A 12475-nucleotide genomic window follows, 5' to 3' on the forward strand; every position below is an offset into this window, starting at 1 on the left:
GGCGGATGGGAGTATATCAACGGCTACTGGTATTATTTCAACCTGGACGGCGTGATGCTCACAGGCTGGCAGCAGATTGGGGATCAGCGCTATTTCCTTCACGGGGGCGGGGCCATGGCCGTGGGATGGACGAAGCTGGATAATAAATGGTACTATTTCTATACGGCGGCGGATCAGGGCCACACGGAAGGGACGATGATGGGCCCGGGCTGGCAGGTCGTCGGCTCGTGGCATTACTATTTCAATGCGGACGGCTCCATGTATACAGGATGGCTGGAACAGAACGGAAAATGGTACTATTTAAATGAACTGGACAACAGCATGCAGGGCGCGATGTTTACGGGCTGGATGAAACGGGATAACGCGACTTATTACATGAATTCCAACGGGGAACGCCTGGAGGGCTGGTACGAGATAGACGGGAGCTGGTACTATTTCTATCCCGGCTCAGGAGAGATGGCGGTGAGTACAAATATCGACGGCTTCTATGTGGATGAGTACGGGGTGATGAGGCGGTAACCGCCACATGGGTACGTTCATGCGCCGCACACTCTGTTCTGACGCAGATCCGCAGTGAAAGACCGTATTATAAAGCAATATAGAAAGAAAGGATGAGGAAATTGAAAAGAAGAGGACTCAGGGCGTCTCTGCCCCGGCGCATCTGCGCCTGTCTTGCGCTGGCGGCCTGCCTTCTCACAGCGGGCGCTGCCAGCCGCCCGGTATATACGCACGCCGCCGAATCGAGCGTTATCGAGACGGTGAGCATTACCTTTAAAAGCGCCTACGGAGAGCCGGAGGAAATCATCGATCCGGTGATCACGGCGGGCAGCGGAAATTATTCTCTTGGGGATATCCAGTACCGCACGGAATATGAGAAATGGAAGCCCGGCAAAAAGGTCCGGGTGGAGATCACGCTCACCGCCGCGGATGGGAAATATTTTCCTGTATCGATAGGCCGCTCCAAATGCAAGATAAACGGCGCGGAGTATGTATCGGCCAAAGCGCTGGATAACACGACCCTGCAGGTCAAAGCCGACTACCGTCCGGTCACGGTGCTCGGAACCACAGAGAAGGCCGGCTGGAGCAGCCGGAGCAAGAAAAAGGCTTCCTGGAAGGCTGTAAGCGACGCGCCGGGCTATACCCTGACTCTTTATGGGGACGATAAGGTGGTAAAACGGCTGAATGTCGAGACAAACAGCGCGGATCTCTCGGAATATATGACAGATCTCGATAAAACCTGGTACTATGAGGTAAAGGCTGTGCCCCTTACGGCGGAACAGAAAAAATATTTAAAGGAAGGGGCCTATGTCACCTCCACGGATCAGGAATTTGACTGGGAGGATTATCAGAAAGAACAGGAACGCCTGGCAGGCCCCGGGGACGGGGGCGCCATAAAGGGAGACAGCTATGTGCTTCCGGACGGGAGCAGGGCCTCCAATACATGGAAAAAGATCAGCGATATCTGGTACTATTTCGATGCCGCGGGGAATAAGGCGAGAGGCTGGGTCCTGGACGGCCCGACCTGGTATTACATGGATGCAGACGGCGCTATGAAGACCGGATGGGTGAATCCGGGCAATGGCTCCTGGTTTTATCTCGGGCCGGACGGGGCTATGCAGACCGGATGGATCCAGCCCTCTCCCGGCGCCTGGTACTATATGAATCAGGACGGCTACATGCAGACCGGGCGGATCGAGGTCAACCAGAAGCACTATTATCTTCAGGCAAATGGGGCCATGGCATATAATACCTCCGTGGACGGGCGGTGGCTCGGGGCCGACGGGGCGGCTGTCAATTAGGTGACGGCCTCACAGCATAAACGGTTCCGTCAGGCCGGCGCTTGTATTTCTCCGGCCTGACGGAACCGTTTCTTGATAAAAAGTTTCCTGATAAAACACAGGATATAACTCTGCGTTTGAATTATTTCTTAATAGAACAGGCGGTTCACCGCGCTGAAAATGCCGCGGATGGATGCCCTTGTAATATTGGAACTGATACCCACGCCATAGGTAGCTTCGCCTGTTTCTACATTCATCAGATGGATATAGGAAGCGGCCTGCGCGCCGGAACCAGAGCGCAGGGCGTGCTCCGTGTAATCCAGGACGCGGATCTGGATGCCCAGCGCATCCTCGAGCCCTCTTTGAATCGCGTCAATGGGGCCGTTCCCGATCCCGTCCACCTTGCGCTCCGCGCCGTGATCCGTAAACGTAAGATGGGCCACAGTCGCAAATCCGCCGCCTTCGTACTCCGTATCCGTGATCTGGCATTTCCGGAAATGCATGGGCTCTTTTCTGTCCAGATAACTGGCGCGGAATTCGTCCATAATCTGTTCCGGGGCCACCTCGCCCTGCTGCTCCGCAATCTTCTGAATCACATCCGCAAACTCCTTGTGCATGCCCTTTGGCAGGCGGAAGCCATAGAAGCTGTCCATAACAAAGGCCACGCCGCCCTTGCCGGACTGGCTGTTGATGCGGACAACGGGCTCGTACTCGCGGCCGATATCGCCGGGATCAATGGGCAGGTACGGAACCTCCCATATCCCGTCCGTCCTCTTGGACAGGGCCTGCATGCCCTTGCTGATCGCGTCCTGATGGGAACCGGAAAAGGCGGTAAATACCAGCTTCCCGGCATACGGATGCCTTGGATCCACCTCCATCTTCGTACAGCGCTCGCACACCTCTGTGATGGCCTTGATATCTTCAATCTCCAGCTCCGGATTGATGCCCTGCGAGAACATGTTGTAGGCAATGTTCAGGATATCCACATTACCGGTGCGCTCTCCATTTCCCAGAAGCGTTCCCTCCACGCGCTCCGCGCCGGCCAGAAGCGCCAGCTCCGTAGCCGCAATCCCGGTTCCCCGGTCATTATGCGGGTGCACGCTTAAGATAATGCTCTCGCGGTTCCTGAAATGACGGTTCATCCACTCAATCTGATCCGCATACACATTCGGCGTGGTCATCTCCACCGTGGCCGGGAGATTGATGATGATCTTTTTATCCTTCGTCGCTCCCCATTCCTCCTGGACTGCCGTGCAGATATCCAGCGCAAAGTCGAGCTCCGTGCCGGTAAAGCTCTCCGGTGAATACTCTAAGATCACCTCGCCGTCGTACTCCTGCATATACTTCTTAACCAGCTTTGTCCCCTCAATGGCAATCTGCTTGATCTCCTCGCGATCCTTGTGGAACACCACCTCCCTCTGCAGGGTGGAGGTAGAGTTATAGATATGCACAATCGCCTTTTTAATTCCCCTGATAGATTCAAAGGTGCGTTTGATCAAATGCTCGCGGCACTGGGTCAGAACCTGAACCACCACGTCGTCCGGAATCAGCTTCCTCTCAACCAACTGGCGCAGAAAATCATACTCGATCTGAGATGCCGCCGGAAATCCAATCTCAATCTCTTTAAAGCCCATCCGGACCAGCATATTAAACATTTCGATTTTCTCTTCCACCACCATGGGCTCAACCAGAGCCTGGTTCCCGTCGCGCAGATCCACGCTGCACCAGATCGGCGCTTTCTCGATCTCCCGGTTCGGCCATCCGCGTTCCGGATAATCAACGACAGGTACTCTCTTATATTTCTTGTAATTCAGCATTTCTTTTCCCTCCAGATTATCATTTCATAGGTCGTAACCGTCCAAAGCCTGAATGGCTTTAACGATTGTCATGAGTCAGCTTTCCTTTTCTATGGGGCTGTATCATCAGACAGGAGGAGCGCCTGCCCCCTGCCCGCCGCGCGCGCCGCCTTTGGCAGCAGATTCCTCTGCGCGGGCCTGCGCAAAAAAAATCTCTGCAGCATTACGCTGCAGAGACGAAAACATTCGCGGTACCACCCTGCTTGCCGCATTCCCTGCGGCCTCTCGGCACAAAATCCCGGCGGATCCGTCCGGAATCTCATATCCCCTCTAACGGTGGGAAACCGTCTTCCCCTAGTTTGCATAGCCGGCCCAATGAAAAGAGCCCTGGTGCCTGTTCAGAGAAGATGCTCCAAGGTGAGATCTGACAGCCCCTCATGCCGTTTCACACCGCGCAACGGCTCTCTGAAATGAAATAAGCTGTCTGATATGTCCTCTTCCATGCATCTTACATGATTGGAATGACAGATGTTACTGTTGAGTACAGTTTTATCACGTTCCAGCTATAAAGTCAATTGTTTTTTTCTCTCATTTTCAGAGCTTTAAATCCCACGCCACAGAGCAGGGACCGTCCGGATCATTTCGCAGCCCGCGGCATAATTCCTCTCTGGCCTCTATATCCTTCTGTGCATCGCCGCCCTGCTCTGCTCTCCAGCCCCTGTAGCCCTTTACATAGCTGTCGTATAACTCCGCCCATGAATGGTAATATTTCTGCATGACACGGCCGACCTCTGCCGATTTCTGTACCATCTCCTGGCGATCGATGTAGCCGCCGACAAAGCCCATGCCCAAAATCTGGCAGGCGCGGCACAAATCCCATGCGCCGGAAGCGATATCCTCTGCTTCACAATCCGTTCCTTCGCGGTAAAGGGCGGTCAGGTAATCCACCATATCCAACAGAGCCGTCTTGTTGGAAACCTCCCAGTCACGGCGCAGCATTACACGCATGGAAGCGCCTTCCTGCTTGTTTTTCTCCGCTGATCCGGCGATATAATGCCAGTCCCCATCCGCATAGGCCGCCCACATAGCGTATGTACCTAAAATCCATTTTTCCACATCATTTTGAGGAATCGTCTCATTCCCGGTTTCCTTTTTTCCAAATAATCCAAATAATGCCATATGTATTCCTTTCTGCCGCGCCTGGTTTATAGCGCCTGCTGTTTTATTATATCATTTATTGGGGGATAAACAAGGTGTCAGCAGAATTTCTGTGATGAAATTTTCCATATGGCGAGCATGGACCGACAAGGCTATGATCAGTAACATTTCTACGGTTTCTGCTGTATAACTCCTGCAATTACACGACATGGAAACTCCGTCACATCAGCATAATTCATCGGGAATATATTGAGCGTTATTATTTCATTATCCGTTAATTCCTTTAGATGAATATGATCAACATATCTTTTACGATTTTTCCATATCTGGACTGTTGCGTTCTTATTTTATTTTTTACGTATCAATGCGTGTTTTTATTGATATACGTATTATTACGTGTTACAATAACAACATGGTAAGGGAAGGAGTAGAAAGATGCCAATGACCCCACGTGAGATGATGAAGCATCTCAAGAAAAATGGTTTTACAGAAATAAGTCAGAACGGCTCCCATGTAAAGCTGAAAAATGAATCCACCGGCCGGCAGACCATCGTTCCCTGCCACTCCAAATCCCTCAAAAAGGAGCTGGAGCAGGAAATCCTGAAACAGGCGGGGTTGGAATAATCTGCCCCCTTTCCCTGATTTTATGAGGAGGATTATTTTATGAAACAGTATTTTTATCCCGCAATTTTTCATACCGCGGAGGAAGGGGGGTTCTGGGTTTCGTTTCCGGATCTTCCCGAATGCCTGACTGAAGGCGACACGATAGATGAAGCTTATGAGATGGCTGTTGAAGCCCTAGGCCTCTCACTGACTGACCGAATCCGGAACAATGAACCGCTTCCCTCCCCGTCCCTCCCCGTCCAGATAACACCAATGAAAGAGGGCAGTGTTCCCGTTATCATCCATTTCGATATGGAAGCATATAAGAAAAAGCACAATTCCAGAGCGGTAAAAAAGACGTTATCCATCCCGGAATGGCTAAATGAGGAAGCCATAGCTATGGGCGTCAATTTCTCCCAGGTACTGCAGGAGGCGCTGCTTATGAAGATACAGTCCCGTTAAATACCGGACAAAACATTAAAAGACCTTGTAATTACAAGGTCTTTTCAAAACTGGAAGCAATGGGGCTCGAACCCATGACCTCTCGCGTGTGAGGCGAACGCTCATCCCGGCTGAGCTATGCTTCCCTGTCTTCTATTGTACCGCATTTTTCCAAAAATGCAAGATAAAATTATCGCAAATCACCAATTTTTAATTATTTATATCAGTTTCCTCTCGCCTCCCGCTCCGGATACTCCTTATCCTTCCAGTACCACCACTTCAGCTTTTCCGGATCATGCTGCTCATGCTCTGCAAAATACACGGCGCAGCGAAATACGTATAATACACAGCGGTCGTCCTGAAACCCCTTTTGCAGGCAGTCCATGCGGTACAGATCTTCCGGATCCTTTCCCCTTAAATCCTCAATACAGCGAATTCCGATGTTCTGCAGATGCTGTTCCATATTGGCCCCCACGCCCGGTATCTTTTTCAAATCGCTTTTAAAATTGCTTTCCATATCAGTCCCTTCCTGCGGATTTCCCGTAGCATGTTGTTACTTCCTCTCCCCATTTTTTCCAAAAATAAGGTTTCTGTATTCCTTTGGCGTCATCCCGGTCTGTCTTTTAAAATACTGGATAAAATGGCTGGCATCATTAAAGCCCGTCTCCTGCGCAATCTCCGTCACAGATTCCTCTGTACTGCCAAGAAGCTCAATCCCCCTGGATATACGGTACGCCACAAGATACTGGTTCGGACTTTTCCGGATCATATCACGGAAGCAGCGGCAGCACTCCCCCTCGCTGACGCTGGCTGCCGCCGCGATCTCCCTCAGCCGGATCGGATTCATATAATTATCATGAATAAACGAAAGCATAGCCTGAAGCCGCTCCTGTTTACGAATACTCCCCTTCGACGCGCCTTCTGCCCCATCCCCCAGATGTGAAATCACCTGATACCAGATCCCGGTAAGCAGCACCGCCACTCTGTACTTCGCCCGCGGGGCGCCCTGCCGCTCCTGCCCCTGACGGATTTCCCGGCAAATCTCCCCCCGGATCCCCGTCTCCGGACGCCGCTCCAAATTCCGGACGCCGTCCCCGCCGCATCCGCCAAAATCCTCTCCCCAGATCTCCTGCAAAAACAGCCCCCGCATCTCCTCCATGCTCTCCAGAATCTCCCTCTGCCAGCAAACCTCCGGCTTAAACACCATCGCCGGAAAAGCGTACTGGCTGGTATAGGGAAGCACATCCTCCCGCTCCATCCGGCTCCCCGGAAAAAAGCCCAGCAGCCTGTCCGGAAAATTATAGCTGACATACCGCCCTCCATCCGTCAGTCCGGTCGTGATATGGACAAAATTGCGGTTAATCAATATGCCCTCCCCTTTTTCCAGCCTGTATCCAGTTCCGTTGACCTGCAGCTCCAGCATACCGCTTGTCACATACGTAAGCTGCAGCTCCTCATGCCAGTGCAAATCCATATACCCCCGGCCGTGCGGGATAATCTGTTCCTTTGTGACAACATACATCCCTACCGGGAAGGCGCTGTCTTTATAACGGTTAATTTCCTGAAGGGATTTATTATGCTCTAAAACGCCATTTTCTTCCACTTTTGCTCCTTATCCGGCTCCCTGCTGTTGACTGTAGTAAGAAACATTTTCATGGCCTGCCTCTGACGTAGCCATAGCCAGCTTCTATATCCAAAAGAAACCTGTAGAAAACCGCCGCTTAGACAACCTCAAGCAAAACAGGAGCCGCCGCACATCCCCTGCCGGCAGCTCCCGCCCTGTTTTTAATTATCCTTCGTCTCTTATTCCTGCTTCATCCACTCCCGGATCTCCTTACAGATCCCCTCTGCATCCAGCCCGTACTTATGGAGAAGCTCCGCCGCCGGCCCTGACTCGCCAAAGGTATCCTTCATCCCAATCCGGTGAACCGGCGTGGGAACTGTCTCGGATAATACCTCGCAAACCGCGCTCCCCAAACCGCCGATCACCGAATGCTCTTCCACGGTAACGATCCGCTTCGTCTCCTTCGCCGCCTTCACCAGCAGCTCCGTATCGATCGGCTTGATGGTATGGATATTGATCACTCTGGCGTTCACGCCCTCTCTGGCCAGCTCCTCTGCCGCCTCCAGCGAAGCAGATACGCACAGGCCCGTGGCGACGATGGTCAGATCACCGCCTTCTCTCAAGGTAACGCCCTTCCCAATCTCAAAATGGTAATCCGGACGGTCATTGATCACCGGAACCGCCAGGCGCCCGAAGCGCAGATAGACCGGCCCCTGATGCTCGCAGGCCGCCGCGACGGCTGCCTTTGCCTCCACGTCATCGGACGGATTGAGCACGACCATCCCCGGAATGGACCGCATCAGGGCAATGTCTTCATTACACTGATGGGAAGCGCCGTCCTCTCCTACGGATATGCCGGCATGCGTCGCGCCAATCTTGACGTTCAGATGCGGATATCCGATGGCGTTGCGCACCTGCTCAAAGGCGCGTCCCGCCGCGAACATCGCAAATGAACTTGCAAAGGGGATCTTGCCTGTGGCCGCCAGTCCGGCCGCGATCCCGACCATGTTGCACTCTGCGATTCCGCAGTCGATATGGCGCTCCGGAAATGCTTTTTTAAAGGTTGACGTCTTGGTGGCCTCTGCCAGGTCGGCGTCCAGGACCACCAGATTTTCATATTTCTTTCCCAGTTCCGCCAGCGCGCTGCCGTAGCTTTCCCGGGTTGCGATCTTTTTCTTATTTTCCATCTGCGCCACCCGCCTTTTCCAGTTTTTCTCCGATTGCCTCCAGATCCTTCATGGCAATGCCGTATTCCTCTTCGTTCGGGGCCTTGCCGTGCCAGCCGGCCTTATTTTCCATAAAGGAAACGCCCTTGCCCTTTAAGGTCTTTGCAATGATGGCTGTGGGCGCGCCTTTGGTCTGGCGGGCCTCTTCAAAAGCTTTCTCAATCTGCTCCATGTCGTTTCCGTCCTCTACGCGGATCACATGGAAATTGAATGCCTCAAACTTCCTGTCAATCGGGTACGGGGAACACACCTCGTCCACCGCTCCGTCGATCTGTAAGTTGTTATTGTCAACAATGACAACCAGGTTGTCGAGCTTTCTGTGGCCCGCGAACATGGACGCCTCCCATACCTGGCCTTCCTGAATCTCTCCGTCTCCCAGAAGCGTGTATACACGATAGGAATCACCGCTCAGCTTAGCAGACAGGGCCATGCCCACGGCCGCGGAAATCCCCTGCCCCAGGGAGCCGCTCGACATGTCCACGCCCGGGATATGCTTCATATCCGGATGTCCCTGCAGATAGGAGCCGGTGTGGCGCAGCGTCAGCAGATCCTCTTTAGGGAAATAGCCGCGCTCCGCTAACACAGCGTACAGCCCCGGCGCGCTGTGTCCCTTGGAGAGCACAAAGCGATCGCGATCCGCCTTCTTCGGATCGGCCGGATCAATGTTCATCTCTTTAAAATACAGGTATGTAAAAATCTCAGCCGATGAGAGCGCGCCGCCGGGATGGCCGGCCTTCGCCGCATGTACGGCTGTAACGATATTCTTGCGAACCTCGTTGGCTTTCTTTTTAAGCTCTAAAATATCCATTTTCCGTCCCTTCCTTATTTCCCAAATACCGCCTCATAATCCGCCTTGAATTTCTCAATGCCGATATCGGTCAGGGGATGCTTTACCATCTGCATCAGCACCTTGAACGGAACCGTGGCGATATCGCCGCCGGCCTTGGCGCACTCGGTGATGTGGAGCGGATGCCTTGTGGAAGCGCAGATGATCTCTGTCGTGATCTCCGGATAGTTGTCAAAGATCTGGGCGATCTCGTAAATCAGGCCCGTCCCGTCTGTGGAGATATCATCCAGCCTGCCCAGGAACGGGGATACATAGGACGCGCCCGCCCTTGCGGCCAGCAGGGCCTGGTTGGCTGTGAAGATCAGTGTCACATTCGTCTTGATGCCCTCTGCGGCCAGAACCTTTACGGCCTTTAACCCCTCTGCCGTCATGGGGATCTTTACAACCATATTCGGATGGATCTTCGCAATCTCGCGGCCCTCTGCCACCATGTCCTCCGCCTTCTCTGTAGTGGCCTTCACCTCTCCGGAAATGGGGCCGTCCACAATACCTGTGATTTCCTTAATCACCTCATTAAAATCACGGCCTTCCTTGGCAATCAGGGACGGATTCGTCGTCACGCCGCAGATAATTCCCATGGCGTTTGCTTCTCTGATCTCATCTACATTCGCTGTGTCAATAAAAAATTTCATAATATCTCCTCCTTTATTTTCCCTGCCCATAATAGGCATTAGGCCCATGCTTTCTCATGTAATGTTTATCCTGCAGGCATTTCGGCGCTTCCCCTGCCCTGGGGTTGATCAGCTCGCACAGGGCGGCCATTTTGGCCACTTCCTCTAAAACCACGGCGTTATGCACCGCATTGTCAGCGTCCGTTCCCCATGTAAAGGGGCCGTGGTTCTTGCAGAGCACGCCCGGGACGGCCATGGGCTCAATCCCTCTGTCCTCAAACAGATCCGCGATCAGGACGCCTGTATTCTCCTCGTAATCCTGAAGCTCCTGGGCCGTTAAATTTCTGGCGCAGGGAATACTGCCGTAAATGTAATCGGCGTGCGTCGTGCCGTAGCAGGGGATATCCCGTCCGGCCTGAGCCCAGGATGTGGCCCATGTGCTGTGCGTATGCACCACGCCCCCGATCTGCGGAAATTTCCTGTACAGGATCATATGGGTTTTTGTGTCAGAGGACGGGTTTAAGCTGCCCTCCTCCTTGTTTCCCATGAGATCCATAACCACCATATCGTCCGGCGTCAGTTTGTCATACTCCACGCCGGAGGGCTTAATGACAAACAGGCCCAGCTCCCGGTCAATGCCCGAGACATTTCCCCAGGTGAAAGTGACAAGCCCGTGCTTTGGAAGCTGCATGTTGGCCTCATAAACCTGTTTTTTGAGCTCTTTTATTCTCTGATCCTTTTCCATGTCTTTACCTCTCTGCCTGCGGCGTCATGCAGGCCGTCCAAACGGGAGCCGCCTTGCGCCCGCTTAATTTGCCTCCTTCTGCCGCCCTACATCTTCAGTCCGTCCACAGCGCCTCTCTCCGCGGCCAGTCCTGATTTGTAACTCCCGATAAATGCGTCGAAGCCCTTTACGTCCTCCGGATCCGGAGCCATGATTTCGGCCTTCCCGCCTGCAAATACCTGACGGTTTAAGTAGTCGTCCAGCGTCTCTTTCTCCGCCTTATTCTTCATATAAGAAGCCAGCACGGCGATGCCCCACGCGCCGCCCTCTCCGGCCGTTTCCATCACGGAAACCGGAACCGCGGCCGCGGCCGCCATGATCCTCTGGCCCACGCCCTTTGTCTTAAACAGCCCGCCGTGGCCCATCAACTGGTCAAGCGTTACGCCCTCCTCCTTGAACAGGATGTCAAGGCCGATCTTTAAGGTCGCCAGGGAGCTGTACAAATGCGTCCTCATGAAATTGGCGAGGCTCATGCGGCTGTCCGGCATGCGGACAAAGAGCGGGCGGCCTTCCTCAAAGCCGGTGATCGGCTCGCCGGACAGATAGCAGTAGGACATAAGCCCGCCGCAGTCCGCATCGCCCTCCAGGGCTTTGTAATAAAGGGTGGCAAACAGTTCGTTCATATCAGCCTTCATGCCCATGGCCTCATAAAATTCCTTAAACAGGCCCACCCAGGCATTCAGATCCGAGGTGCAGTTATTGCAATGCACCATGCCCACCAGATGGCCGGTCGGAGTCGTCACAAGGTCGATCTCCGGGTAAACCTTAGAAAGCTTTTTCTCCAGCACCACCATGGCGAATACAGATGTCCCGGCCGATACATTTCCAGTGCGTACAGCCACGCTGTTCGTGGCCGTCATGCCGGTCCCGGCGTCCCCTTCCGGCGGACATAAAGCGATTCCCGGCTTTAAGGTCCCCGACGGATCCAGAAGCCTCGCGCCTTCCTCGGTCAGAACCCCGGCCGCCTCCCCGGCGGACAGGGATTTCGGCAGAATCTCCTTAAGCTTCCACGAATATCCTCTGGGAGCGATCAGCGCGTCGAACTTTTCCACCATCTCCTCGTCATAATCGCCGGTCTCTGTGTCGATCGGGAACATGCCGGACGCGTCGCCCACGCCCAGAACCTTCCCGCCCGTCAGCTTCCAGTGGATAAATCCGGCCAGCGTGGTCAGGAAACGGATCCTTCCCACATGCTCTTCGCCGTTTAAGATCGCCTGATACAGATGCGCAATGCTCCATCTCTGGGGGATATTATACGAAAACAGCGCGGTCAGCTCCTCGGAAGCCTTTGCCGTGATCGTATTTCTCCAGGTGCGGAAGGGAACCAAAAGCGTCCCTTCCCCGTCAAACGCCATATAACCGTGCATCATGGCGCTGATGCCCACGGAGCCGAACGTTGTAAGCTCTTCTCCGTACTTCTCCTTTACATCCTCTGCCAGGCTGCGGTAGCAGCTCTGTAAACCATTTATAATGTCGTCCATGGAATACGTCCAGATATTATTTTCCAGACGGTTCTCCCACTCATGGCTGCCCTGTGCGACGGGCGCTGTCGTCTCATCCGTCAGCACCGCCTTAATCCTCGTCGAGCCAAACTCGATCCCCAGGGCTGTGGCTCCGTTTTTAATACTTACTTTAATTTCTTCCGCGCTGCGGCTCATTTTTTCACC

At 53.6% G+C, this 12475-nt stretch carries 12 protein-coding genes, 1 tRNA gene, 1 pseudogene and 1 other annotated feature; of the genes and pseudogenes, 4 read left to right on the forward strand and 10 right to left on the reverse strand.

All coding sequences use genetic code 11. The features are described 5' to 3' along the window. A pseudogene (locus NFS31_RS18540) lies at window positions 1–519 on the forward strand (N-acetylmuramoyl-L-alanine amidase family protein); the annotation flags it as partial. Between the two features lie 92 nt (window positions 520–611). Next, window positions 612–1799 carry an N-acetylmuramoyl-L-alanine amidase family protein gene (locus NFS31_RS18545; protein WP_416389484.1) on the forward strand — a complete coding sequence of 396 codons (1188 nt, stop codon included), beginning with the start codon at window positions 612–614 and terminating at the stop codon, window positions 1797–1799. A gap of 128 nt (window positions 1800–1927) precedes the next feature. Here the strand turns inward: NFS31_RS18545 and leuA are convergent, their stop codons facing one another. Continuing rightward, window positions 1928–3595, reverse strand: coding sequence for a 2-isopropylmalate synthase (gene leuA / locus NFS31_RS18550; protein ID WP_251498438.1), 1668 nt, complete (start codon window positions 3593–3595; stop codon window positions 1928–1930). Between the two features lie 208 nt (window positions 3596–3803). Then, window positions 3804–4085: a binding site (T-box leader), on the reverse strand. A gap of 83 nt (window positions 4086–4168) precedes the next feature. Continuing rightward, the gene (locus tag NFS31_RS18555) at window positions 4169–4753 is read right to left on the reverse strand and encodes a DUF1266 domain-containing protein (RefSeq protein WP_251498441.1); all 585 of its coding nucleotides are present in this window, start codon (window positions 4751–4753) and stop codon (window positions 4169–4171) included. A gap of 414 nt (window positions 4754–5167) precedes the next feature. On the opposite strand from NFS31_RS18555, the gene NFS31_RS18560 reads away from it, so the two are divergent. Further along, the gene (locus NFS31_RS18560) at window positions 5168–5356 is read left to right on the forward strand and encodes a type II toxin-antitoxin system HicA family toxin (protein WP_251498444.1); all 189 of its coding nucleotides are present in this window, start codon (window positions 5168–5170) and stop codon (window positions 5354–5356) included. Between the two features lie 39 nt (window positions 5357–5395). Beyond that, a complete protein-coding gene (locus tag NFS31_RS18565) occupies window positions 5396–5797 on the forward strand; it encodes a type II toxin-antitoxin system HicB family antitoxin (protein ID WP_251498447.1) in 402 nt (133 codons plus the stop codon). A gap of 51 nt (window positions 5798–5848) precedes the next feature. On the opposite strand, the gene NFS31_RS18570 is transcribed toward NFS31_RS18565, so the two are convergent. From NFS31_RS18570 to NFS31_RS18605, 8 genes are all read right to left on the reverse strand, one after another. After that, a tRNA-Val gene (locus tag NFS31_RS18570) sits at window positions 5849–5922 on the reverse strand. A gap of 77 nt (window positions 5923–5999) precedes the next feature. Further along, window positions 6000–6293 (reverse strand): helix-hairpin-helix domain-containing protein, encoded by a 294-nt coding sequence (locus tag NFS31_RS18575; RefSeq protein WP_251498450.1) that lies wholly within the window; start codon window positions 6291–6293, stop codon window positions 6000–6002. Window positions 6294–6329: 36 nt separating this feature from the next. After that, window positions 6330–7379 carry an AraC family transcriptional regulator gene (locus tag NFS31_RS18580; protein ID WP_251498454.1) on the reverse strand — a complete coding sequence of 350 codons (1050 nt, stop codon included), beginning with the start codon at window positions 7377–7379 and terminating at the stop codon, window positions 6330–6332. Window positions 7380–7579: 200 nt separating this feature from the next. Beyond that, window positions 7580–8527, reverse strand: a complete 948-nt coding sequence (locus tag NFS31_RS18585) for a transketolase family protein (protein ID WP_251498457.1) — start codon at window positions 8525–8527, stop codon at window positions 7580–7582. Continuing rightward, the gene (locus tag NFS31_RS18590; RefSeq protein ID WP_251498460.1) at window positions 8517–9374 is read right to left on the reverse strand and encodes a transketolase; all 858 of its coding nucleotides are present in this window, start codon (window positions 9372–9374) and stop codon (window positions 8517–8519) included. The genes NFS31_RS18585 and NFS31_RS18590 overlap by 11 nt, the downstream gene beginning before the upstream one ends. Before the next feature lie 14 nt (window positions 9375–9388). Continuing rightward, window positions 9389–10045 (reverse strand): fructose-6-phosphate aldolase, encoded by a 657-nt coding sequence (gene fsa / locus NFS31_RS18595; protein WP_251498464.1) that lies wholly within the window; start codon window positions 10043–10045, stop codon window positions 9389–9391. A 13-nt stretch (window positions 10046–10058) separates the two neighbouring features. Next, window positions 10059–10769, reverse strand: a complete 711-nt coding sequence (locus tag NFS31_RS18600; protein WP_275563908.1) for an L-ribulose-5-phosphate 4-epimerase — start codon at window positions 10767–10769, stop codon at window positions 10059–10061. 86 nt (window positions 10770–10855) lie between these two features. Next, on the reverse strand, window positions 10856–12466 hold the full coding sequence (locus NFS31_RS18605; RefSeq protein ID WP_251498466.1) for a xylulokinase: 1611 nt from the start codon (window positions 12464–12466) through the stop codon (window positions 10856–10858). Between the last annotated feature and the right edge of the window lie 9 nt (window positions 12467–12475).

The sequence above is a fragment of the Otoolea muris genome (assembly GCF_943193115.1).
Taxonomy (GTDB): domain Bacteria; phylum Bacillota; class Clostridia; order Lachnospirales; family Lachnospiraceae; genus Otoolea; species Otoolea muris.

Bases quoted from the DNA above. Each gene is read 5' to 3' on its own strand.
- NFS31_RS18545 (WP_416389484.1), top strand. From the start codon at position 612: ATGAGGAAATTGAAAAGAAGAGGACTCAGGGCGTCTCTGCCCCGGCGC.
- leuA (WP_251498438.1), bottom strand. From the start codon at position 3,595: ATGCTGAATTACAAGAAATATAAGAGAGTACCTGTCGTTGATTATCCG.
- NFS31_RS18555 (WP_251498441.1), bottom strand. From the start codon at position 4,753: ATGGCATTATTTGGATTATTTGGAAAAAAGGAAACCGGGAATGAGACG.
- NFS31_RS18560 (WP_251498444.1), top strand. From the start codon at position 5,168: ATGCCAATGACCCCACGTGAGATGATGAAGCATCTCAAGAAAAATGGT.
- NFS31_RS18565 (WP_251498447.1), top strand. From the start codon at position 5,396: ATGAAACAGTATTTTTATCCCGCAATTTTTCATACCGCGGAGGAAGGG.
- NFS31_RS18575 (WP_251498450.1), bottom strand. From the start codon at position 6,293: ATGGAAAGCAATTTTAAAAGCGATTTGAAAAAGATACCGGGCGTGGGG.
- NFS31_RS18585 (WP_251498457.1), bottom strand. From the start codon at position 8,527: ATGGAAAATAAGAAAAAGATCGCAACCCGGGAAAGCTACGGCAGCGCG.
- NFS31_RS18590 (WP_251498460.1), bottom strand. From the start codon at position 9,374: ATGGATATTTTAGAGCTTAAAAAGAAAGCCAACGAGGTTCGCAAGAAT.
- fsa (WP_251498464.1), bottom strand. From the start codon at position 10,045: ATGAAATTTTTTATTGACACAGCGAATGTAGATGAGATCAGAGAAGCA.
- NFS31_RS18600 (WP_275563908.1), bottom strand. From the start codon at position 10,769: ATGGAAAAGGATCAGAGAATAAAAGAGCTCAAAAAACAGGTTTATGAG.
- NFS31_RS18605 (WP_251498466.1), bottom strand. From the start codon at position 12,466: ATGAGCCGCAGCGCGGAAGAAATTAAAGTAAGTATTAAAAACGGAGCC.